Raw genomic sequence first — 22,208 nt, 5'->3', positions numbered from 1 at the left:
CTGGTGGGCGCGGTCACGGCAGCGCCTTGCGTGCGGTGGCGAACCGCGGCCGGTTGTTGAGGTCGGGATGGTCGGCCGCGTCCGCCCAGCCCCGCTCCTCGGTGAAGATCCACGGCACCTGGCCGCCCTGGGTGTCGGCGTGCTCGATCACGACGACCCCGCCGGGCCGCAGCAGCCGGTGCGCGGTGCGCTCGATGCCTCGGATCAGCTCCAGGCCGTCCTCACCCGAGAACAGCGCCAGCTCGGGGTCGTAGTCGCGCGCCTCCGGCGCCACGTACTCCCATTCGGTGAGCGGGATGTACGGCGGGTTGGAGATGACGAGGTCGACCTGGCCGTCGAGGTCCGGGAAGGCGGTCAGGGCGTCGCCCTGGCGCAGGTCGACCCTGGACCCCTCCATGTTCTTGCGGGTCCACGTCAGCGCCTCCTCGCTCAGCTCCACGGCGTGCACACGCGAGCGCGGCACCTCCTGGGCGAGGGCGAGCGCGATCGCGCCCGAGCCGGTGCACAGGTCGACGATGCACGGCTCCACCACGTCCATGGCACGCACGGCGTCTATCGCCCAGCCCACCACCGACTCGGTCTCGGGCCGCGGCACGAACACGCCGGGCCCGACCTGGAGCTCCAGGTACCGGAAGTAGGCCCGCCCGGTGATGTGCTGCAGCGGTTCACGCTGCTCGCGCCGGGCGACGACCTCCCAGTACCGGGCGTCGAAGTCGGCGTCCGGCACGGAGTGCAACTGGCTCCGCTTGACTCCGTGCACGAACGCGGCGAGTTCCTCGGCGTCGTTGCGCGGCGAGGGCACGCCGGCGTCGGCCAACCGCTGGGTGGCCTGCGCCACCTCCGCGAGCAGCACGCTGCGGGGGCTTGGGGGTCGCCCCCCAAATTCTTGCTGCACGCTGGTCCTCCGTGCTTGGTACTCGTCCGTGCGTTCCGTACGTACGGTCCGTACGTGCCTTGCGGGCCTTCCCGGTGCTCAGGCCACCGCGAGCTTGGCGGCCGAGTCCGCGTCGACGCAGGCCTGGATCACCGCGGCGAGGTCGCCGTCCAGGACCTGGTCAAGGTTGTACGCCTTGAAGCCGACCCGGTGGTCCGAGATGCGGTTCTCCGGGAAGTTGTAGGTACGGATCTTCTCGGAGCGGTCGACGGTGCGGACCTGGCTGCGGCGGGCGTCGGCGGCCTCCCTCTCCGCCTCCTCCTGCGCCATGGCGAGGAGCCTGGAGCGCAGGATACGCATCGCCTGCTCCTTGTTCTGCAGCTGGCTCTTCTCGTTCTGGCAGGAGGCGACGACTCCGGTGGGCAGGTGCGTGATGCGCACCGCGGAGTCGGTGGTGTTCACGGACTGGCCGCCCGGCCCGGAGGACCGGTAGACGTCGATGCGCAGGTCGTTGGGGTTGATCTCGACGTCGACCTCCTCGGCCTCCGGCGTGACCAGCACACCGGCCGCGGAGGTGTGGATACGGCCCTGGGACTCGGTGGCCGGCACGCGCTGCACGCGGTGCACGCCGCCCTCGTACTTCAGCCGCGCCCACACGCCCTGGCCGGGCTCGATCTGCCCGCGGGCCTTCACCGCGACCTGGACGTCCTTGTAGCCGCCCAGCTCGGACTCGGTGGCGTCGATGATCTCGGTCTTCCAGCCGACGCGTTCGGCGAAGCGCAGGTACATCCGCAGCAGGTCACCGGCGAACAGAGCCGACTCGTCGCCGCCCGCGCCCGCCTTGATCTCCAGGATGACGTCCTTGTCGTCGCTGGGGTCGCGCGGGATGAGCAGGAAGCGGAGCTTCTCGGTCAGCTCCTCGCGCTGCTTGTCCAGCTCCTTGACCTCGGCGGCGAAGTCGGGGTCGTCGGCGGCCAGTTCGCGCGCGGTCTCGATGTCGTCGCCCGTCTGCTTCCAGGAGCGGTACGTGGCGACGATCGGGGTGAGCTCGGCGTACCGCTTGTTGAGCTTGCGCGCGTTGGCCTGGTCGGCGTGGACCGACGGGTCGGCGAGCTTCTTCTCCAGGTCGGCGTGCTCGGCGACGAGCTCCTCGACGGCCTCGAACATCTTTCGGCTCCTGATACTGCGGGGGGTGGGGAAGGGCGGGCGACCAAAAACGCCGGTCCCGGCGCGCACCCCCTCATGCGCGGTTCAGCGCGAGGGGGCACGGCCGTGGACCGGCGAAAAGGGGCTCGCTACTTCTTGGAGCCGGCGGCAGCCTTGCCGAAGCGGGCCTCGAAGCGGGCCACACGGCCACCGGTGTCGAGGATCTTCTGCTTGCCCGTGTAGAACGGGTGGCACTCGGAGCAGACCTCGGCCCGGATGGTGCCGGACTCGATGGTGCTGCGGGTGGTGAACGACGCGCCGCAGGTGCAGCTGACCTGCGTCTCGACGTACGCGGGGTGGATGTCGCGCTTCAAGGTGTCTCCTAGGTTTCGGGAGGGCGCCGGGTCGCCACCGCGGGGTGCGGGAGCGTGAACCGGAGCCGACGTACCAGTCTGCCAGGACTGGCGCCTTCTTCCCAAACCGGGGGGTGCGGTCGTTTGTTCCCGGCGGGGGCACCTGGCCGGGGTGCCCGGTGGCCCGGCGTCCCTCAGCCGCTCACCACGCCCTTCGCCTTGCCCGTGGCCGTTCCCTGAGTCGCGCTCGCCGGGATCGGCCGGTCGTTCTTCAGGGCGTCCCAGACCTGCTGGGCCTTGGACTTCTCGATGATCACGCGGTTGGGGTTCGTGGGGTCGTACTGCACCGGCATCGTGACCATGTTCATGTGGGAGGCGCTGATGCCCTTCAGGCCGTCGGCGAAGGAGATCAGGGAGTTCACCGAGCCCAGGTCGGAGTCGGTGGTGACGGCCCTGGTCGCGGTGTCGGCGAGGTCGTACAGCTTCTTGGGGTTGGTGAACAGGCCGACGTGCTTGACCTGGTCGACCAGGGCCTTGACGAAGGCCTGCTGGAGCTGGATGCGGCCCAGGTCGGAGCCGTCGCCGACGCCGTGCCGGGTGCGGACCAGGCCGAGGGCCTGCTGCCCGGTGAGCGTGTGGGTGCCCGCGTCGAGGTTCAGGTGGCTGTCGGGGTCGTGGATGGTCTTCGTCGTGGTGACCTGGACGCCGCCGAGCTCGTCGATGAGCTTCTGGAAGCCGCTGAAGTCGACCTCCAGGTAGTGGTCCATCCGGACCCCGGTGAGCGCCTCGACGGTCTTGACGGCGCAGGTGGCGCCGCCGGTGGAGTACGCCTCGTTGAACATCACGCCGTGTGCGGCCGGGTGCGTGCCGCCCTTCGCGTCGGTGCACTCGGGGCGGTCCACGAGGGTGTCGCGCGGCACGGAGACCACGCCGGCCTTCTTGTGGCCCGCGTACACGTGCACGATCATCGCCGTGTCGGAGCGGGCGCTGCCGTCGTCGGTGCCGCCGCCCAGCTTCTTGTTGCCGCCGCTGCGTGTGTCGGAGCCCAGGACCAGGATGTTCTCGGAGCCGTTGTCGACCTTGCCGGGGCGGTCGGTGCCGAGGGCCTGGTTGATGTCGACCGTCTTGAGGTTGCCGTTGAGCTTGAAGTAGAGGTAGCTGGCACCGGTGCCGCCGAGCACGACGATCCCCGCGGCGGTCCAGGCCGTGGCCGTCAGCGCCCTGCGCCGCGTGGTGGGCGGCTTGCGGCGGCGGCCCTTGGCGGCCCGGCGGCTGGGGGTCGTGCTGTTCTTCCCGGGTATCCCCGGGCCCGGCGTGCTCTCGGCGGACATGCGCTCCTCGGCTCTCGTATCCGGTCGGTTACCCCCTGTTTTCAGGGTCAGACCCCGGTCTGTCCCGGCTCGTGCCGTCCTCGGTGAGAAGGACCGGTACGCACCATCGTCGCTCGTAGGGTCAGACGGGGGAACTCGGGCAAGGGTTGCACAGCACCTTGTGCGGATCACGCCCGGCATCTGTGGCAAACCTCTCGCCGGCCGTCCCCGGCGTGCTCACGGCCACGCGGTCCTGAGCACGCCGAAGGGCCGCCCCCGTGACGGGAGCGGCCCTCGGTGCGCACGCGGCGGTGCCGGGAGGCGGGATCAGCCGAAGAGGTTGAAGGCTCCCCAGCCGGCGCCGACCTGGGCCCGGCTCTTGAACGCCGAAGAGCCGGACAGACCGGTGCCCTTGTAGATCCACATCACGCCGGAGCCGTCCCGCGCCAGCAGGTCGGGCTTGCCGTCGCCGGTGTAGTCACCGGCGGTGGCGAAGGCGTTGTAGGTGTTCCAGCCGCTGCCGACCTTGACCCGGGTGCCGAGCGCCGGCGAGGCCTTGCCCGTGCCCGGGTACATCCACAGCACGCCGGAGCCGTCCCTGGCCAGCAGGTCGGGCTTGCCGTCGTTGTTGTAGTCGCCCTTGCCGGTGATGCTGTACGAGGACCAGCCGGGGCCGATCTTGACACGGGTGCCGAAGACCCCGTTCCCCTTGCCCGGGTAGAGCCAGAGGATGCCGCTGGTGTCCTTGGCGACCAGGTCGGGCAGGCCGTCGCCGGAGAGGTCACCCGGAACCCGGATGTCCCTCATGACGTTCCAGCCCCCGCCGATACGGATCGACTGGTAGCTGTCGCTGCCGTTGAACGCGAAGTCGTACAGGGTCCCGTCCGGGGTGCGGTACAGGTAGTCCTGGTAGAAGTCGCGGTTCAGGTCGGCCTGACGCACCAGGCTCAGCCCGCTCCAGTCGCCGATCGAGAACCGGTTGCCCAGGTAGGGCCACTTGTCCCCGAGGGAGTAGTACTCGTAGCCCTCGCCGTCGGACGTGCGCCGGGCGAACAGGTCCGCCAGGCCGTCGAAGTCGAGGTCGGCGTCGTCGATGCGCGCGTTGACCGGACCGACGTAGGAGCGGGTCTTGGCGTAGACGCTGTAGGCGCCCGACTCGACACAGTCCGTGACGCCCCACGACACGACACCGGCGATCCTGCCGTTGACCACGAGCGGGCCGCCGGAGTCGCCGTTGCACGGGGAGACCGTACCGGCGTCCTGGCCGGTGGCCGGGTTGCCGGCGCAGGCCATCTGACCGGGCACGAAGTCGGAACCGTAGTACGTGGTGCAGGCGGAGTCCGACCGCATCGGCACGGTCGCCTTCCGCAGCGTCAGCGACAGGTCGTCGCTGGTGGAGCTGGTGCGCCCCCAGCCGTACACCGTCGCCGGAGTGCCGTTGCTGTACGAGGCCGTGTCCGAGCTCGACGTCAGCTGCAACGTCTTGTACGGCAGCGGCTCGGTCAGGGTCAGCACCGCGAGGTCACCGCCCGCGGTGGTGTTCGGGTTGTACGTGGGGTTGACCCACTGGCGCCACACGCCGACGGCCCGGCCGCCGTGCAGGTCGCTGCCGTCCGGCAGCTGGCTGGTGCCGGCGACGATGGCGCCGTTGTCCGCCCAGTTCAGGCCGTACACGCAGTGCGCGGCGGTCAGGACCTTCGCCGGGGCCACCAGGGTGCCGCCGCAGAAGTAGCCCTCGCCGGTGGTGGCGTCGTAGTAGTGCAGCTGCACCATCCACGGCGCCTCGGAGAGGGACGCCTGCGTACCGCCGATGATCTTCGGGTCGACGGTGCCGGACGAGGCCGTCGGACTCGCGTCGGCCGTCGCCTCCCCGGTGGGAGTGGCAGCCGTGCCGTCCTTCAGCGCGGTCTCGGAACCCTTGATCCGCGCCAGCAGCTCGGTCTGGGAGGCGCTGGGCCTCTCGGTGACGGCCGGCTGGGGCGGGACGGGCGTTCCGCCGGAGGCCTGGGCGGGAGCGGCCGCGAGGACCGCGCCTCCCAGGGCGAGCGCGGCAGCAGCCGCGGGGAGACCCAGACGGGGTCTCCGGGAAATAGGTGCCACTCAGTTCTCCTGTCGGCATGAATTGCTCGCGGAGAGGAGAACCCAGCGGACGCGGAGCCGTCGAAGGCAGCACGGAACCGCCCCATGGGCGTATCCGAAAATACGTTCCCCCCCACTTCGGTGCGCCGATCCTACAAGGAAGAAGTCCCGCCCCATCACACAGGTGACGGGGCGGGACTTCTTCGGGCAGCGCCTCAGACGGCCGGCCGTGACTCCGTGGCTCAGTCGCCGTTGCCGGGGGCCGGAGTCGTCTTCTGGATCTGCATCAGGAACTCGACGTTCGACTTGGTCTGCTTCATCTTGTCGAGCAGCAGCTCGATCGCCTGCTGCTGGTCGAGCGCGTGCAGCACCCGGCGCAGCTTCCAGACGATGCCCAGCTCCTCGGCCCCGAGCAGGATCTCTTCCTTACGGGTACCGGACGCGTCGACGTCCACCGCCGGGAAGATGCGCTTGTCGGCGAGCTTCCGGTCGAGCTTGAGCTCCATGTTGCCGGTGCCCTTGAACTCCTCGAAGATCACCTCGTCCATGCGGGACCCGGTGTCCACCAGGGCGGTGGCGAGGATGGTCAGCGAGCCGCCGTCCTCGATGTTGCGGGCCGCACCGAAGAAGCGCTTCGGCGGGTACAGGGCGGTCGAGTCGACACCACCGGACAGGATGCGGCCCGAGGCCGGGGCGGCCAGGTTGTAGGCGCGGCCCAGACGGGTGATCGAGTCCAGCAGGACGACCACGTCGTGGCCCAGCTCGACGAGGCGCTTGGCGCGCTCGATGGCCAGCTCGGCGACCGTGGTGTGGTCCTCGGCCGGGCGGTCGAAGGTCGAGGAGATGACCTCGCCCTTGACCGACCGCTGCATGTCGGTGACCTCTTCCGGACGCTCGTCGACGAGGACGACCATCAGGTGGCACTCGGGGTTGTTGTGGGTGATCGCGTTGGCGATCGCCTGCATGATCATGGTCTTGCCGGTCTTCGGCGGGGCCACGATCAGACCACGCTGGCCCTTACCGATCGGCGACACCAGGTCGATGATGCGGGTGGTCAGCACGCCCGGGTCGGTCTCCAGGCGGAGGCGGTCCTGCGGGTAGAGCGGGGTCAGCTTGTTGAACTCCGGGCGGCCACGGCCGTGTTCGGGCGCCATGCCGTTGACGGAGTCCAGGCGGACCAGCGCGTTGAACTTCTCGCGGCGCTCGCCCTCCTTCGGCTGGCGCACGGCACCGGTGATGTGGTCGCCCTTGCGCAGGCCATTCTTGCGGACCTGGGCGAGGGAGACGTACACGTCGTTCGGGCCGGGCAGGTAGCCGGACGTCCGGATGAACGCGTAGTTGTCGAGGATGTCCAGGATGCCCGCGACCGGGATCAGGACGTCGTCCTCGGCGATCTGCGGCTCGGAGGCGATGTCGTCGCGGCCACGACGGCCACGGCGGTCGCGGTAGCGGCCGCGACGGCCCCGGCGGCCGCCCTCGAAGTCGTCGTCGTCCTGCTGACGGTCCTGGCGTCCGCCGCCCTGCTGCTGGCCCTGCTGCTGACCGCGCTGCTGGCCCTGCTGCTCGTCGCCCTTGCCGCGGCGATCACGGTCGCCGCGGTCGCGGTCGCCGCGGTCGCGTTCACGGTCGCCGCGGTCGCGGTCACGGCCGCGCTCACGGCGGTCCCGGCGGCGGCCCTCGCCGCCCTCGCCGGCGTCGCCCTTGGCCTCGCCCTGCTGAGCGGCCTGCTGGCGCTGCGCGGGGGTCTCGGCCTTCGGCTCGCTCTTGGCCTCGGCGGCGACGGTCTCGGTGCTGCCCGCCGGGCTGCCCGCCTCGGCGGTGGCACGGCGCCGACGGCGCTCCACGGGGGCATCGTCGCTGGCCGGCTGGCCGGGGATCTCGATCTGCTGCTGGGCCACGGCCTTCTCGGCAGGGGCCTCGGCCGCCTTCTTCTCCGCGGCGGGGGCCTCCTCACCCGTACGGGCCCGGGAGGTGGCGCGGCGCTTCGGCTTGGTCTCGGCGGCGTCGGCCTTCGCGGGAGCAGCGCCCCCTGCCGCCTGCGCCTCCTTGATGACCTCGATCAGCTGGCTCTTGCGCATGCGCGCGGTGCCCCTGATGCCGAGGCCGGAGGCGACCTGCTGCAGCTCGGCCAGCACCATGCCCTCGAGGCCGGTACCGCGGCGCCGCCGGGAGCCCGCACCGGTGGCAGGCGCGGAGGCGTCCGTGGCGGGCGCGGCAGCGGTCTCCTCGACACGTGCGCCCATCAGATCGGTGGTGTCGCTCACGAAGGGTCCTTCCCTGGAGCGGACGTCGGCCTGTCTGGCTCGGCGACCGGTTGTGCTGTCCGGCTACGGTCTTGCTGTATGACCGTGCCGGGGCGGTGGTCCGCCAAAGCGGCGGAAGAGATATCTGGTGATTGGCGCTTCCACGAGCCGTGGCACCGAGTGTCACTGTGTCACGTGGTGGTCGCGCCGATTCCGGAGCGTGCCCTGTGAACCGCTCAGCGTCCGCGTACGACGTACTGCCCAGATACGGCGTTCGGAACGCAGAGTGCCTTGGGGAGCTCCCGGAAGAATGTTGGTCCCGGACGGGGACACGAAGCACCTCGCCATGGTGGGGTCGGGTGCAGACTTGAGGTTAACACTACCGGATCCAACAAACATTCCCCCTCTCACAATCCGGCAATCGCGTGTCAGCCCGACAGCGGCAGCACGCTCGCTCCTTGCATGTCAAGGCTCAGCCGGTTCGCCGCCCATTCGGCGCCGGCCAGCTGCTGCACCTTGTCGGCGGTGTCCGCGTCGGCCAGGGCCATCACGGTGGGCCCGGCACCGGAGATGACCGCGGGGACGCCGTCGGCGCGCAGCCGCTCCACCAGTGCGGCGCTCTCCGGCATGGCCGGGGCGCGGTACTCCTGGTGGAGGCGGTCCTCGGTGGCGGGCAGCAGCAGCTCGGGGCGCCGGGTGAGGGCCTCGACGAGCAGCGCGGCACGGCCCGCGTTGACGGCCGCGTCGACGTGCGGCACGGTGCGCGGGAGCAGGCCACGCGCGGTTTCGGTCAGCACCGGCTTTCCGGGCACGAAAACCACCGGAACGATGGAATCGCAGGGCTCCATCCTGATCGCCCGGGCGGCGCCGGCCTCCATCCAGGACAGGGTGAAACCGCCGAGCAGGCAGGCCGCCACGTTGTCCGGGTGGCCCTCGATCTCGGTGGCCAGCTCCAGCAGCGCGGTGTCGTCGAGCCTGGCCTCGCCGCCTATGGTCACGGCGCGGGCGGCGACGATGCCGGCGCAGATGGCGGCGGAGGAGGAGCCGAGGCCGCGGCCGTGCGGGATGCGGTTCGCGCAGACGATCTCCAGGCCGCGCGGCTGCCCGCCGAGGACGTCGAAGGCGGTGCGCAGGGAGCGTACGAGCAGGTGTTTCTCGTCACGCGGCAGCGTATCGCTGCCCTCGCCCGCGATGTCGATGTGCAGCCCGGAGTCGGCCACCCTGACGACGACGTCGTCGTAGAGCCCCAGCGCGAGGCCGAGGGCGTCGAAGCCCGGGCCGAGGTTGGCGCTGGTGGCGGGGACGCGCACCCGGACGGCGGCGGCGCGGAACGCTGGACCGGCCATCGCTCGTTGACTCTCCTTGAGCTGCGTGATGGTCGAGTGGCATTCGACCGACATTCGACACGTACGTGAGGACCCTCGGGCCGTGGAGACGGCGCGGCACCGCGCCATGCGAGGGCATATGCGGCGGGCGGGTTACCTACAGCCTATCGAAGGAAGGTTCTGTGGCGACATAGGGCGCACAGGAGGCGCACGATGCGTGTCGTAAGCCCCTTGTGCACCCTCACCGGGGGTCCTTGGGTTCCTCGGGTTCCTCGGGTTCCCTGGGTGAGGACACCCACGGGTGCCGTGTGTACGGGTGCCCTGTATGGGGTCCCGCCCCGTTCCGTCCGCCGCCGGGTCAGGCGAGGCCGAGCCGCTCCGCGGCCGTGGCCGCGTCGACCGGGACGGTGACCGGCTGCGGGGCGCCCGCGACGGCCCAGTCGGGGTCCTTGAGGCCGTTGCCGGTGACCGTGCACACGATCCGCTGCCCCGGGTCGACCTTGCCCTGCTCGGCGGCCTTCAGCAGACCGGCGACGGACGCGGCGGACGCCGGCTCGACGAAGACGCCCTCCTGCGCCGCCAACAGGCGGTAGGCGCGCAGGATCTCACGGTCCGTCACCTCGTCGATGGCACCGCCGGACTCGTCGCGCGCGGCCAGCGCGTACTGCCAGGAGGCGGGGTTGCCGATCCGGATCGCGGTGGCGATGGTCGAGGGGTCCTTGACGATCTCGCCGCGCACGATAGGGGCGCTGCCGGAGGCCTGGAAGCCCCACATGCGGGGGGTCTTCGTGGAGACGCCGTCGGCGGCGTACTCCTTGTAACCCTTCCAGTAGGCGGTGATGTTGCCCGCGTTGCCGACCGGCAGGACGTGGATGTCGGGCGCGTCGCCGAGCATGTCGACGATCTCGAAGGAGGCCGTCTTCTGCCCCTCGATACGCACCGGATTGACCGAATTGACCAGCGCCACGGGGTAGTTGTCGCTGAGCGCGCGGGCGAGGGTCAGACAGTCGTCGAAGTTGCCGTCGACCTGGAGGATCTTGGCGCCGTGCACGAGCGCCTGGCCCATCTTGCCGAGGGCGATCTTGCCCTGCGGCACGAGCACGGCGGAGACCATCCCGGCCCGTACGGCGTAGGCGGCCGCGCTGGCGGAGGTGTTGCCGGTGGAGGCGCAGATGACCGCCTTGGCCCCCTCCTCCTTCGCCTTGCTGATGGCCATGGTCATGCCGCGGTCCTTGAAGGACCCGGTCGGGTTCGCGCCCTCGACCTTGAGGTGGACCTCGCAGCCGGTGCGCTCGGAGAGCACCTGCGCGGGCACGAGGGGCGTACCACCCTCGCGGAGCGTGACGACCGGCGTGCTGTCGGACACCGGCAGCCGGTCCCGGTACTCCTCGATGATTCCGCGCCACTGGTGGGTCATTGCTCGTTACTCTCCTTCAACCCGCATGATGCTGGCGACACCGCGGACGGTGTCGAGCTTGCGCAGCGCCTCGACGGTCCCGGTGAGGGCGGCGTCGGAAGCGCGGTGGGTGACGACGACGAGAGAGGCCTCGCCGTCCTTGCCCTGCTGGCGAACAGTGTCGATGGACACGCCGTGCTCGGCGAACACGGTGGCGACCTGGGCGAGGACGCCCGGTTTGTCGGCGACGTCCAGGCTGATGTGGTAGCGCGTGACGACGTCGCCCATGGGCGAGACGGGCAGCGCGGCGTACGCGGACTCGCCGGGCCCGGTGGCCCCGCTCAGCCGGTTGCGGCAGACGGCGACCAGGTCGCCGAGGACGGCGGAGGCGGTGGGCGAGCCGCCGGCGCCGGGGCCGTAGAACATCAGCTGCCCGGCGGCGTCCGACTCGACGAACACGGCGTTGTACGCGCCGCGCACGGAAGCCAGCGGATGGCTGAGCGGGATCATCGCGGGGTGCACGCGCGCGGTGACGGAGGCGCCGTCGGCCGCCCGCTCACAGATGGCGAGCAGCTTGATGGTGCAGCCCATCTCCTTGGCGGAGGCGAAGTCGGCGGCGGTGACCTCGGTCATGCCCTCGCGGTAGACGTCGTCGAGCCGTACGCGCGTGTGGAAGGCGATCCCGGCGAGGATGGCGGCCTTGGCGGCGGCGTCGAACCCCTCGACGTCGGCGGTCGGATCGGCTTCGGCGTACCCGAGGGCGGTGGCCTCGTCGAGGGCTTCCTGATACCCCGCCCCCGTGGAGTCCATCTTGTCGAGGATGAAGTTGGTGGTGCCGTTGACGATGCCGAGCACCCGGTTGACCTTGTCCCCGGCGAGGGACTCGCGCAGCGGCCGGATCAGCGGGATGGCGCCGGCGACGGCGGCCTCGTAGTACAGGTCCTTGCCGTGCTCGTCGGCGGCGGCGTGCAGGGCGGCGCCGTCCTGGGCGAGGAGCGCCTTGTTGGCGGAGACGACGGAGGCGCCGTGCTCGAAGGCGGTGGTGATGAGGGTCCGCGCGGGCTCGATCCCGCCGATGACCTCGACGACGACGTCGAGGTCGCCGCGTTTGACGAGGGCGGTGGCGTCGGTGGTGATGAGGTCCGGGTCGATGCCCTCGCGGACCTTGGAGGGCCGGCGCACGGCCACCCCGGCGAGTTCGACCGGGGCGCCGATGCGGGCGGCGAGGTCGTCGGCGTGCGTCGTCATGATGCGCGCCACCTCTGAGCCGACAACCCCACAGCCCAGCAGCGCCACCTTCAGCGGACGCGTACGCATCATCCGACCTCGTTTCCTCATACCGTCTACGGTTGGACCAGTCTCACTCACCGGACCGGAGTTTCTGTCAATTGTCCGGATCCTGAGACGTTTATTTCATTTTCGTCGGGCCGGAAGACCGGAGATCTTCCGGCGCCGCTCCTGCGCCCTGCGTGTCACCCGACGTCGAGGCGAAGGAGGTCCTCCTCCGTCTCCCGGCGGACGATCACCCGGGCCTCGCCGTCGGCGACGGCGACGACCGGCGGGCGCAGCACGTGGTTGTAGTTGCTGGCCATGGACCGGCAGTAGGCGCCGGTGGCGGCCACGGCGACGAGATCGCCGGGAGCGAGATCGGCCGGCAGGAAGGCGTCCTTGACCACGATGTCCCCGCTCTCGCAGTGCTTGCCGACGACACGGACGAGCATCGGCTCGGCGTCGGAGGTGCGGGAGACCAGCGCGACGGTGTACTCGGCGTCGTAGAGCGCGGTGCGGATGTTGTCCGACATGCCGCCGTCGACGGAGACGTACGTACGCAGCCCTTCGAGCGGCTTGATGGTGCCGACCTCGTAGAGCGTGAAGGCCGTCGGACCGACGATGGCGCGCCCGGGCTCGACGGAGATGCGCGGCGTGCGCAGCTTGGCGGCCTCGCACTCGCGCGTGACGATCTCGGTCAGCGCCTTGGCGATCTCGTGCGGCTCGCGCGGGTCGTCGTCACTGGTGTACGCGATCCCGAGTCCGCCGCCGAGGTCGATCTCGGGCAGCTCGACGCCGTGCTCGTCACGGACCTCCTTGAGCAGCCCGACGACGCGGTGAGCGGCGACCTCGAAGCCCGACATGTCGAAGATCTGGGACCCGATGTGGCTGTGGATGCCGATCAGCTCGATGCCGTCGAGCCGGAGGGCGCGTCGTACGGCCTCGGCGGCCTGTCCCCCGGCGAGCGGGATGCCGAACTTCTGGTCCTCGTGGGCGGTGGCGATGAACTCGTGGGTGTGCGCCTCGACACCGACGGTGATCCGGATCTGGACCTTCTGCCGCTTTCCGAGCGACTGCGCGATGTGCGCGACCCGGACGATCTCCTGGAAGGAGTCGAGCACGATCCGCCCGACCCCGGCCTCGACGGCACGGCGGATCTCGTCCGTGGACTTGTTGTTGCCGTGGAAGGCGATGCGCTCCGCCGGCATCCCGGCAGAGAGCGCGGTGGCCAGCTCGGTCCCCGAGCAGACGTCGAGATTGAGCCCTTCCTCGTCCAGCCACCGCACGACGGCACGGGACAGGAACGCCTTCCCGGCGTAGAAGACGTCGGCGTCGTGCCCGAAGGCGCCGCGCCAGGCCCGGGCACGGGCGCGGAAGTCGGCCTCGTCGAGGACGTAGGCGGGGGTGCCGAACTCCTCGGCGAGCCGGGTGACGGGAATCCCGCCGACGGTCACGACACCGTCGGCGTCCCGCCCGACGGTCTGCGCCCAGACCTTGGGATCGAGGGTGTTGAGGTCGGCGGGCGGGGCCGAGTAGTGCCCCTCGGGCAGGACATCGGCGTGACGGGGCCCGGCGGGATGTGCGGAACGGCTCATGTCGGTGTGTCTCTCTGGACTCTCTCAGAGGTGGTCGGGTGCGTCGATGCCGAGCAGGGACAGGCCACCGGCCAGCACCGTCCCGGCGGCTTCGGCGAGGGCGAGCCGGGCACGGTGGGCGGCCGAGGGTTTCTCCTCGCCGAGCGGCAGTACGGCGGGCAGAAGCGGCAGCACGGCATCGGCGACGGTGACGAGGTGCCGGGCGAGACGGTCGGGCGCGCGGTGCGCGGCGGCCTGCGCGAGGACCCGGGGGTGATCGGCGAGGGCGGTGAGCAGTGGGCGGGCGGCCGTGGTGTCGGTGGCGTCCGCGGCGCTGTCTGTGGGGCTCAGTGGCCCGGGTTCGGGGCGGAACCCGAGATCGGCGGCGTTGCGGCGCAGGGCCCGGGTGCGGGCGTGCGCGTATCGGACGCGGAAGAGAGGGTTGCTCTCACGCTGGACGAGGTGCTCGTCACTGATCCGTACCCGATCGTGGCCGGCGGGGTGGAGCAGCGCCCACCGCCCGGCATCACGCCCGAGGGCGAGGATCTCGGGGCAGCGGGGGGCGGGAACCGGAACGGGCCGGATATCCGCCTGCGCGCTGGAGCCGTTGCAGGGCCCGAAGGCCTCGACACGCACCCCGAGCAGGGACGCCCACTCAGGCGGGGGCGGACTGTCACAACTGACACGAACGGCGTCGTGTCCCTGGGCCTGGAGCAACCGGGCAACGACGTCCGTGACGACGACGGCACGAACATCACAGGGGCAGTGCAGACGGTGCGGCTGAACGCCGCGCCCGGACCCCTGCTCGACGTGGCCGTAGCTGGGGCCGCACCGCAGCACGTCGGCGACGAGCCGACCGGAGCCACCCGCGGAGTCACGAAGACTGATGTTGAGAAACCCGGGCCCGGTGACGGACACGTCGTCGATGCCGTCGCAGGCGACAAGGTGCCGGCGCAGCACCTGGGCGACGTGCTGGGCGGGCTGCCCGGCGGGCCGGGCGAGCTGGAGAGCGACGTTGGTGGCGTAGTCACCACGCCCCCCGGGCCCCGGAGGCCCGACGACCACCCGCTCGGGAACGCTCACCCGCAGTTCCCCCACGTCCACAGCACGACGCACCGCGTGCAGCACGGTACGAGAGAGCTCGACGGGGGTCACGGGACAAGCGTAGGGGAGGAGGGGGGTGGGTACGCGAACTGGTTTCGCCGGGATATCGGGATGTGGACGCAGGTGCGCCGTACCGTACGGATCACCGACGGCTCACCGCCGGCGGCCGAGCTCACCCACTGCTACTGCCGTACCCGGCCCACTCGCCCCCGGAGGACCCACTGGGACCACAGGGCCCGCCGGCCCCACTGCCCCCGTCACCACCGCACGGCCCCGGCCTACTGGGCCCGACACCGGCCCGCCGCCCCTCGACCAACCCCATCACCAGACGGACGAGTTCCGACGGCTCGAAGGGCTTGGCGAGGAAGGCGTCGACGCCGACACTGAGCCCGGTCTCGACCTCGTGCTGCGTACAGGCACTGACGATGGCGAGCGGAAGGTCACGCGTACGGGGATCGGCACGCAGCTGGCCCGCGGTCGTGAGCCCGTCGAGCCGGGGCATGACGACATCGAGGGTGACGACATCGGGCCGCACCTGGTGCACGACGTCCAGACATTCGGCACCGTCGGCCGCGGTCACGACCTCAAGACCCTCGAGCTCGAGATTGACCCTGATCAGCTGCCGGATGACCTTGTTGTCGTCCACAACAAGCACCCGGCCGGAAGCCCCTGACACACCTCGAGAGTAGGTCCGGACCGGCCACCGCGTCCGGGTTTTCCCCACTTCCACCCCCTCCGGGGGACACAACCCCACGCAGTGGACACCCTCCCCACCCGCCCCCATGGAAAACGTTCATGACCACCCCACGGGAGCTGGTAATGTTCTACCCGTCGCCGGGCGCACACACCGCGCCCGACCCGCCCCCGTAGCTCAGGGGATAGAGCAACGGCCTCCGGAGCCGTGTGCGCAGGTTCGAATCCTGCCGGGGGCACCTCGAAGAAGGTGCCAAAAGGCCCCGCCACCAGCAGAAACGCTGAGTGCGGGGTCTTTGTGTTTGTGCAGGCGTATGCCGCCTGGAGCGGCCGCATGTCGGCGTCTGTGGACTATTCGTGGACAGGATCTTGAGGCGTCTGCCCAGGTCAGCCCGGGCAAACGGCAAGGCCCCCGGAGAACTCCAGGGGCCTGAGGGTCGGTTGATCGGCGCTGACCCTCAGTAGCCGATCTCGGTCGGCTGACCGTCGCGGTAGAGCACAGTGCAGCGGCCGCGCCCTGAGGCCAAAAACAGTCCCCGGTAGTACTGCGCGTGTCCTGAAGCTTCAGTCGTCACTGTCGCCTCGGTATCGCGCCGGCTTGCCGGGGGCCTGAACCACATCCTGTCCGAGTCACTACGCCGACTAGACGTCCTCATCGACTTTGCAACTCTTTCGGTGTTATGGCCTACTAACCACGATGCACACCAGGCGCCACGAGTCAATAGCCTTTCGGTAAGTTTCAGAGGAAACCTCCCGCGATCACCTTCGACTGCGGCATCCGGCTCATCCGAGCACAACATGAGCACGGCAGTGCAGCGCCCACCGAGTGGAGCATGTGGGAGTCAGGTCCAGGGCGACCCGCTTAACAATAGTTACCTGGGGGGCAGGGGGGCCAACCGGGGTACGAATCGGTGTAGTACGAATTGGGCTGCCATTCGGGGTACGGATACGAATCGGTATCGCCCTTGTCGCCCTTGCCGTGGTCGCCGTGACCGTCGTGAGCTGCCATCGTGGTTGCGGTGCCGGTGTGCGGTGTCGTCGTGGCGGCGAATGCGCTGGCGGGCAACAGCGCGCCTCCCGCAACCAGGGCGGTCGAGGCGGCGAGCACCAGAAGATGCCACGTCCGAGAGATGTGCGTCGTTGTCATGAGAAGCTCCCTGAGCTCGAACTTTTCTACCTCGTCCTAGCGTTGGAGTTTTCCCTGTCTCTGTCATGTCGCGGATGTTCGTGACTTGACAGCTGCACGCGGGTCTGAATTCGGAGCCGAAGCGCTGCCCGCAGATCTCCAGGTGGTGTTCGCGACACACCTCCGACACACTCAGATCGCGGCTCTCCTGATCACCCGCAACAACGCGCCTCTCCACAGACCTGAGGGTCACCGGGGCGCAGACGGGCTATGGAACGAGCCAATGGCAGACCGCCATCCCATCAGCTTGATCTTTAACCTCGCTGCTGTTTCAGGCGGACATGCTCGGTGAGGGTTTCGACTCGTTTCACGGTCTTCCCGGGCTCGTGGCGTGGGGCTGACTTGCGGTTCTTCGAGCCGGGTGGGCGTCCGGGACCAGGCCGGGTTGCTCTCCTAGGAGCTGCCTTGGACGCGGTCACAGCCCAGCGTGCCAGTCCCGCTCCAGATCGCCTGTGTCGAATACGCTGCAAAGACGTCCGACCTGGAGGCCTCGACAACGCGAATGCGCGGGAATGCCGCCCGGTAGCGGCTCATCACGTAGGCCTGGACGGCGCAGCGGCCGGATGCGGAAGGTGTGTGGCATGAGATCCCCGGGCGTGCACCTACGGGAGATCACCGACGACGACCGGGACGCCGTCCGTGCCCTCGGCGTCCGACGTGACCAGAAGCAGTTCGTCGCCTCGGTGTCCCACTCCCTCAAGGAGGCGGCGAAGAAACCGGAGGCCAATCCCTGGTACCGCGCCGTGTACCGCGGCGACGAGCCAGTCGGCTTCGTGATGCTGTCGTGGAAACCGCCGGCCGGTCCTTACAAAGGGCGGCACTTCCTCTGGCGCCTCCTCGTCGACAAGCGGTACCAGGGGCGAGGGATCGGCCGAGAGGCGCTCACGCAGGTCGCCACCCTGGTGCGCGCGGACGGCGCCACCGAGCTGCTGACCAGCTACGAGCCCGGCGACGGCGAGCCGTGGCCCTTCTACCAGAAGTTCGGGTTCGAGCCCACCGGGGAGATCGACGACGGCGAGATCGTTCTGCGACTCACCTTCCCCGCTCGATGAGCTGTTTTACGGAAGCGCGGACAGTTTTGCCCTGAGGTGGTCACACGACGAGAGGCTGGTGGGCACCTGGAAGTCGATGCCCGCCAGCTGCATGCCCGCCCCAAGTGACCCAGATCGGGGTCACCCGATGTCGAGAGAGGCCACCTGCCGGCCGCCGCGACCCAAGAGGCTGCTGCCGCCGCGCTCAGGCCGTACTCAACTGCTTCAGAACCGCCTCTGCCACTCCCCTGGCGCTACCAGGGTTCTGGCCCGTGATCAGCCGCCCGTCCTCGACGACATACGACTCGAAGGGCTTGTCGGCCGTGCTGTAGTCGGCCCCGAGTTCCTTCAGCCTCTCCTGCAGGTTGTAAGGCACGGCGTCTGCTCGGTTCGCCAGTTCCTCTTCGGGCCAGGAGAAGCCCGTGACCCTCTTCCCCTTGACGAGGGGGTCGCCGTTGCTCAGAACGACGTTGAGCAGACCAGTCCCGCCGTGGCAGACCGTAGACACAACGCGTCCCGATTCATAGAACCGCGCCATCAGTTCTTCCAACTCAGGGGTTTGCGGAAAATCGAACATCACCCCGTGACCGCCCGTGAGGTAGATCGCGTCGTAGTCGTCGAGATGCACATTGGATATTTTCCTCGTGTCTTCCAGGAGATCCATGAACGCTCGGTCCCGGTACCGCTTGTCGGTGCCCAGTTCTGCGAGAACCTCATGGGAAAGACTCTCGGGATCCAACGGGATCCTGCCGCCCTGAGGACTCGCGATGTCCATCGTGTAACCACCCTCAGCAGCCACATCCCAGAAGTGAGTCAGCTCCCCCAGCCACAGCCCCGTACGCATGCCGACTTTCTCGTACTCACCGACGTTGGTGACGATGACCAGGATCTTCTTCGTCGTTGCCATGATCTCTTCTCTCGCTCCAGTCGTGTGTTCACCTACCGAACGACGCCTCGACTTGAAGAAAGCCGTGGCATTTGACCTTCGTTCCGCGGTCAGAGCGAGGTTGCTCGCTGAGCCCCGCCTCCTCATTGACTGAAGGGTGGACGTCAGGGAGATCCCGAAAACAACCGTAGACCGATCGATTTGGCACGGCAAAGTCAAGTCCCAACAATGCCGAAGGCCCCCGGGTTGTCCAGGGGCCCTGTGCCTGATGGCAGGCTCGCTCATTCGTACTCGCGCAGCAGCCCTTCGATCTTGCGGTTGGCGATCTCCTGTCGGCCGTCGATGCACTTGGCGTAGCGGGACAGCAGCACCTCAACGCTGTTACCCGCGCGCTCCGCGACCTCTGTCGGGTCTACTCCGGAGTTGAGCCACGTCGACAGTGCGGAATGCCGAAGATCGTAGGGCCGGGCGGCAAGTGGCGAGGCGACCACGGCCGGCGGGAGCGCCAACGCCCGTGCTTCCTGCCAAACGCGGTAGTACGTGGACGAGCCGACCACTCCCCCGCGCTCGTTGGTGAACAGCCGCCCGTCTTCGGCGGTGCCGAACGTGTCGAGGTGCTGCCGGAGGATGGTGACGAGCTGCGGTGGGATCGGCACGAGCCGGACCTCCTCCACCGGTCGGTTCTTGAGACCACGGTCATCATGGGTCTCGCCGGAGTCGGTCCACTGCTTGCCGACACTGGGGCGCGTCCGGTTCAACAGCGCTGTCCCCCAGCCGACCTCGGGGAGCTTCAGGTCCGCACTGGTGAGGCCGACGGCCTCAGCCGGGCGCAGGGCTCCGTAGTACATGCAGGCGAACAGGCCGACGAGTCGGCGACCACGAGCGCGGCCGTATCCTCCGACGTACGAGACGGCGGTGAGCAAGGAACGAGCCTGCTCGGGATTGGCGACCACGCGGGGATCGACCTCCCCGGCGACTTTCGGCTTCTTCCAGCGGATGCCCGTGATCGGGTTCTCTTTGAACTCACCGAGGTCCACCGCGTAGTGCATTGCGTTGACGAGTGTCCGTCGCTTGCGCCGTACGGTCTCCGCTGCTGCCGCCGTTCCGTCGAGCTTCAGCTTGAGGGAGTCCAGCACAGCCCTACCGATCGCAGGGTCACCGAGGTCACAGAGAGGACGCGACGCCTTGGCGACCCAGTGCAACGTGTTCGCCACCTCGGTCGGCAGATCGCGACCCTCCGGGCCAGGAACGACGAAAGCCCAGTTCCGCAAAGCCCTCCTGAGCTGCTCATCGGACGGCCGCCCCGGACGATCGTCGAGAAGGGCTACCGTCACGGCGGTCAACGATTCGTTGATCCCGTTGCGCGTGTTCGGTGCGGCGTGGGGCCACTTCATCGCCAGGTACTCCAGCGCGAAGGCGTACCAGGTCTTCGACGGTGCCTTTTCAACCAGTGAGTCAGGCAGTCCCGTCGCCGTGTCGAACTCTTCGCCGGCATGGGTGGCGCGGAGCAACTTGGAACGGTAGTGGTCCGCTAACCCTTTGGTACGGAACTGTTCGGAGAACACGTTCCCGGCGACAGTCCACCGGACGTCATAAGACGACTTCTTGGTGTTCCTCTTCCGGACGCCCCACACCTTCACATCGAGAGACTTCACGCCGCCGCCTCCAACTGCCGCAGCCAAGCGGCGAAGTCGCTCCGCCAGACTCGCAGCTCGCCGTTGGGAAGCTTGAATGCGGCTGGCCCCTGGCCCAGCTCGCGCCAGCGGTAGAACGTCCGTCGAGAAACGCCGCCCAGTTCGTCCAGGACTTGGCGAACAGTCATCAACTCGTCGCGGCGGGTGTCCATGTCGGCTCTCCTTCCGTTCCGGGGGCGGGTTCGAGGGATGCGGCAAGCCAGGCTTCGGCGCGGGACAGGCCGGTACCGGCGAAGACCCAGTGCGCGAGGACGAGCGTGGTTTCGCCGTCCTGTGGGGCGGGTGCGGCCGCTTGGGCCCGGCGCCAGTCGGCGCGCGCGTCGCGGAGGGCGCCGAGGGTGGTGGAGTAGCGGCGGGACTTGGTGGAGAAGTGGCCGCGGAAGCCGAGCATGTGGGCCCAGGCCCGCAGACGGAGGTCTGACAGCTCGGGGCGGGCGCCTAAGGTCCAGGCGGTTCGGATCATGCGCCGGGCGTGTTCAGTGATCCGTGCTTGGGCCAGCTCGGCGAGGAACCTGATCGGCCGGTCCAGGCTGCCGGTCGTGGCCTCTGCTCCCTTGGTGGCGTACTTGGCGATGTACGCCGCTACGGCTCGCTCAGTCAGCTCCTGGCCGTCGTCGAAGTCGGCGGAGCGGATCGGGCGGACGTCGAGCTGGCGGCCGAAGACGAAGGTATGTGCCTGGTCGTCGATCATCGGTCCGTCGACTCGTGCGGTGGTGGCAGCGGCCCGGATGGCATCGGTCAGCAGCTCGGCCGTAGCCCAGGCGGGAGGTGGGGAGTCGCCGCCCTCCGGGCCGTCGAGGCGGATCACGGCGTGGAAGTGGACGGCGCCCCGCTTCTGGTATTCGGCCACCTTCGCGAAGGAGATCCGGGCGTGGTCTCGGAACGCCCGCTGCGTGAGGCCGGCCCGCTTGGCAACCTCCCGGCGGAGATAGATCGAGAACCGCCGCCACAGAGCCCCAGCATGCGCGTTCCACAGGACGGCCGCTTCGTAGTCGTAGGTCTCCGGGTCGAGGGGCGTCCCCAGGACGGCATCACCTTCCTCGTGCCGGGCGCCGCAGCGGCAGTCCCGGCCGCCGGAGGGGCGGTTGTGGACCGGTCCGAAGCTGGGGGCGGTGAAGGTGGCGAAGACGCGCGGGTGGACTGCGACCCGTTCGGGGGTGCCCTTGCCGCCGCGGAGTCCGGCGGTGATCAGGTGGTAGGTGTCGCGGCGGTAGGTCTCGGCACAGGCAGCGCACCGGGTGGCGCGGCGATTGTTGCAGCGGACGAGGAGCTGACCGGAGGGCAGCGTCGACGAGTCCAGGTGGTGCAGGACGCGGCCGATCTCGCCGGTCGTCTGGTCCACGGCGTATTCGGTGCGGTGGCCGTCGAGGCGTACGGGGTGGGTGCAGCCACCCAGGCCGGAAAGTTGGTGGGCCAGCTCGGGCATGGTGCCGAGGGAGGCCAGCATGGAGAGTTCCGCCATCGGGGGCGGAGTCTGCCGGGTGATGATGGGAGTTCCTTTCGGCTGTTTCGGCTGTCGGGAGGGACGGCCCCGGGGCGGCGGGATGCTTGGCGGCGTGTTGCCGCCCCGGCGGCCGGTCAGCGCTTGTTCGCGCTGCTGAGGAGGGAGCGCAGAACCACGGCGGTGATGGCCACGGACACGGCCGAGACGGCGACCGCCGCGAGGAGCGCGGTAAGCACGATTCCGACGACGACCACGGCGGCGACCGCGCCGACACCGACGCCCACGTACGGGACGACCGGGCGGCCGGCGGAGGAGGCCGGGGCCTGCACCTGCTGAGGTGTGACGGTTGTCGGTGGCAGAGTCGGGATGTCGGGCGGCTTGGGGCGGAGCACGGCGGACCTCCTTGTCATTCGTGGGTGCCGTTGACGACGCCGACCCCGGAACGGGTGCCGGATTCGATGGCGGGGGCGAGGAAGGTGTGCGAGAGCCAGAAGCCGAACAGAGCGATCACGACGGCGACCCAGAGCCGGACGCCGAGGAACTTGATCGCGGCCCAGGCAATGACGCCCAGGACGAAGACGAGCGGCAGCGAGACGGTCAC

19 protein-coding genes and 1 tRNA gene are annotated in these 22,208 nt (G+C 69.4%); 2 read left to right on the top strand and 18 right to left on the bottom strand.

Features of this window, described 5'->3' with window-relative positions:
* Positions 1-13: 13 nt before the first annotated feature.
* The 12 genes from prmC to IE318_RS27900 form a co-directional block, all read right to left on the bottom strand.
* On the bottom strand, positions 14-853 hold the full coding sequence (gene prmC, locus IE318_RS27955) for a peptide chain release factor N(5)-glutamine methyltransferase (protein WP_030170243.1): 840 nt from the start codon (positions 851-853) through the stop codon (positions 14-16).
* Between the two features lie 120 nt (positions 854-973).
* Positions 974-2,041, bottom strand: a complete 1,068-nt coding sequence (gene prfA / locus IE318_RS27950) for a peptide chain release factor 1 (RefSeq protein WP_189904746.1) — start codon at positions 2,039-2,041, stop codon at positions 974-976.
* A gap of 128 nt (positions 2,042-2,169) precedes the next feature.
* Positions 2,170-2,394: a 50S ribosomal protein L31 gene (gene rpmE / locus IE318_RS27945; RefSeq protein ID WP_014675000.1), complete on the bottom strand. Its 225-nt coding sequence runs from the start codon at positions 2,392-2,394 to the stop codon at positions 2,170-2,172.
* A gap of 173 nt (positions 2,395-2,567) precedes the next feature.
* The gene (locus IE318_RS27940) at positions 2,568-3,704 is read right to left on the bottom strand and encodes an LCP family protein (RefSeq protein WP_189904745.1); all 1,137 of its coding nucleotides are present in this window, start codon (positions 3,702-3,704) and stop codon (positions 2,568-2,570) included.
* Positions 3,705-4,010: 306 nt separating this feature from the next.
* Positions 4,011-5,783, bottom strand: coding sequence for a trypsin-like serine protease (locus IE318_RS27935; protein ID WP_229903792.1), 1,773 nt, complete (start codon positions 5,781-5,783; stop codon positions 4,011-4,013).
* A gap of 221 nt (positions 5,784-6,004) precedes the next feature.
* Positions 6,005-8,026: a transcription termination factor Rho gene (gene rho, locus IE318_RS27930; RefSeq protein WP_189904744.1), complete on the bottom strand. Its 2,022-nt coding sequence runs from the start codon at positions 8,024-8,026 to the stop codon at positions 6,005-6,007.
* 407 nt (positions 8,027-8,433) lie between these two features.
* Positions 8,434-9,351, bottom strand: a complete 918-nt coding sequence (gene thrB / locus IE318_RS27925; protein WP_189904743.1) for a homoserine kinase — start codon at positions 9,349-9,351, stop codon at positions 8,434-8,436.
* 337 nt (positions 9,352-9,688) lie between these two features.
* Positions 9,689-10,747 carry a threonine synthase gene (thrC, locus tag IE318_RS27920; RefSeq protein ID WP_030170262.1) on the bottom strand — a complete coding sequence of 353 codons (1,059 nt, stop codon included), beginning with the start codon at positions 10,745-10,747 and terminating at the stop codon, positions 9,689-9,691.
* Between the two features lie 6 nt (positions 10,748-10,753).
* A complete protein-coding gene (locus IE318_RS27915) occupies positions 10,754-12,046 on the bottom strand; it encodes a homoserine dehydrogenase (protein ID WP_030170264.1) in 1,293 nt (430 codons plus the stop codon).
* Between the two features lie 152 nt (positions 12,047-12,198).
* Complete coding sequence (gene lysA / locus IE318_RS27910; protein ID WP_030170267.1) at positions 12,199-13,590, bottom strand: diaminopimelate decarboxylase; 1,392 nt, start codon at positions 13,588-13,590, stop codon at positions 12,199-12,201.
* A gap of 24 nt (positions 13,591-13,614) precedes the next feature.
* A complete protein-coding gene (gene nrtL, locus IE318_RS27905) occupies positions 13,615-14,724 on the bottom strand; it encodes an ArgS-related anticodon-binding protein NrtL (protein ID WP_189904741.1) in 1,110 nt (369 codons plus the stop codon).
* A gap of 121 nt (positions 14,725-14,845) precedes the next feature.
* Positions 14,846-15,457, bottom strand: a complete 612-nt coding sequence (locus IE318_RS27900; protein ID WP_189904739.1) for a response regulator — start codon at positions 15,455-15,457, stop codon at positions 14,846-14,848.
* A gap of 76 nt (positions 15,458-15,533) precedes the next feature.
* Here IE318_RS27900 and IE318_RS27895 point away from each other — a divergent pair.
* Together IE318_RS27895 and IE318_RS27890 are read left to right on the top strand one after the other, a co-directional pair.
* Positions 15,534-15,605: transfer RNA gene (locus IE318_RS27895), tRNA-Arg, on the top strand.
* Positions 15,606-17,133: 1,528 nt separating this feature from the next.
* Positions 17,134-17,604 (top strand): GNAT family N-acetyltransferase, encoded by a 471-nt coding sequence (locus IE318_RS27890; RefSeq protein ID WP_229903791.1) that lies wholly within the window; start codon positions 17,134-17,136, stop codon positions 17,602-17,604.
* A 184-nt stretch (positions 17,605-17,788) separates the two neighbouring features.
* On the opposite strand, the gene IE318_RS27885 is transcribed toward IE318_RS27890, so the two are convergent.
* The 6 genes from IE318_RS27885 to IE318_RS27860 all read right to left on the bottom strand — a co-directional run bounded on the left by IE318_RS27885 (position 17,789) and on the right by IE318_RS27860 (position 22,208).
* A complete protein-coding gene (locus tag IE318_RS27885) occupies positions 17,789-18,490 on the bottom strand; it encodes a type 1 glutamine amidotransferase domain-containing protein (protein ID WP_189904737.1) in 702 nt (233 codons plus the stop codon).
* Between the two features lie 260 nt (positions 18,491-18,750).
* Positions 18,751-20,124, bottom strand: a complete 1,374-nt coding sequence (locus IE318_RS27880; protein WP_189904736.1) for a tyrosine-type recombinase/integrase — start codon at positions 20,122-20,124, stop codon at positions 18,751-18,753.
* A complete protein-coding gene (locus IE318_RS27875) occupies positions 20,121-20,315 on the bottom strand; it encodes a helix-turn-helix transcriptional regulator (RefSeq protein WP_189904733.1) in 195 nt (64 codons plus the stop codon). The genes IE318_RS27880 and IE318_RS27875 overlap by 4 nt, the downstream gene beginning before the upstream one ends.
* Positions 20,291-21,610, bottom strand: coding sequence for a replication initiator (locus IE318_RS27870; protein WP_189904849.1), 1,320 nt, complete (start codon positions 21,608-21,610; stop codon positions 20,291-20,293). The genes IE318_RS27875 and IE318_RS27870 overlap by 25 nt, the downstream gene beginning before the upstream one ends.
* Positions 21,611-21,741: 131 nt before the next feature.
* On the bottom strand, positions 21,742-21,999 hold the full coding sequence (locus IE318_RS27865; protein WP_189904732.1) for a SpdD protein: 258 nt from the start codon (positions 21,997-21,999) through the stop codon (positions 21,742-21,744).
* 14 nt (positions 22,000-22,013) lie between these two features.
* Positions 22,014-22,208: a hypothetical protein gene (locus IE318_RS27860; RefSeq protein WP_100568067.1), complete on the bottom strand. Its 195-nt coding sequence runs from the start codon at positions 22,206-22,208 to the stop codon at positions 22,014-22,016.

This window comes from Streptomyces spiralis (assembly GCF_014654675.1).
Taxonomy (GTDB): Bacteria; Actinomycetota; Actinomycetes; order Streptomycetales; family Streptomycetaceae; genus Streptomyces; species Streptomyces spiralis.
The sequence above is the reverse complement of the archived record's forward strand: the minus strand, read 5'-3'. Positions and strand labels throughout refer to the sequence as shown.

What these genes read in the sequence shown, in the direction of transcription:
- IE318_RS27900 (WP_189904739.1), bottom strand. Translation starts at nt 15,457, where the DNA reads ATGGGGGCGGGTGGGGAGGGTGTCCACTGCGTGGGGTTGTGTCCCCCG.
- thrB (WP_189904743.1), bottom strand. Translation starts at nt 9,351, where the DNA reads ATGGCCGGTCCAGCGTTCCGCGCCGCCGCCGTCCGGGTGCGCGTCCCC.
- prfA (WP_189904746.1), bottom strand. Translation starts at nt 2,041, where the DNA reads ATGTTCGAGGCCGTCGAGGAGCTCGTCGCCGAGCACGCCGACCTGGAG.
- lysA (WP_030170267.1), bottom strand. Translation starts at nt 13,590, where the DNA reads ATGAGCCGTTCCGCACATCCCGCCGGGCCCCGTCACGCCGATGTCCTG.
- IE318_RS27915 (WP_030170264.1), bottom strand. Translation starts at nt 12,046, where the DNA reads ATGATGCGTACGCGTCCGCTGAAGGTGGCGCTGCTGGGCTGTGGGGTT.
- IE318_RS27940 (WP_189904745.1), bottom strand. Translation starts at nt 3,704, where the DNA reads ATGTCCGCCGAGAGCACGCCGGGCCCGGGGATACCCGGGAAGAACAGC.
- IE318_RS27890 (WP_229903791.1), top strand. Translation starts at nt 17,134, where the DNA reads ATGAGATCCCCGGGCGTGCACCTACGGGAGATCACCGACGACGACCGG.
- thrC (WP_030170262.1), bottom strand. Translation starts at nt 10,747, where the DNA reads ATGACCCACCAGTGGCGCGGAATCATCGAGGAGTACCGGGACCGGCTG.
- IE318_RS27885 (WP_189904737.1), bottom strand. Translation starts at nt 18,490, where the DNA reads ATGGCAACGACGAAGAAGATCCTGGTCATCGTCACCAACGTCGGTGAG.
- IE318_RS27870 (WP_189904849.1), bottom strand. Translation starts at nt 21,610, where the DNA reads ATGCTGGCCTCCCTCGGCACCATGCCCGAGCTGGCCCACCAACTTTCC.
- IE318_RS27875 (WP_189904733.1), bottom strand. Translation starts at nt 20,315, where the DNA reads ATGGACACCCGCCGCGACGAGTTGATGACTGTTCGCCAAGTCCTGGAC.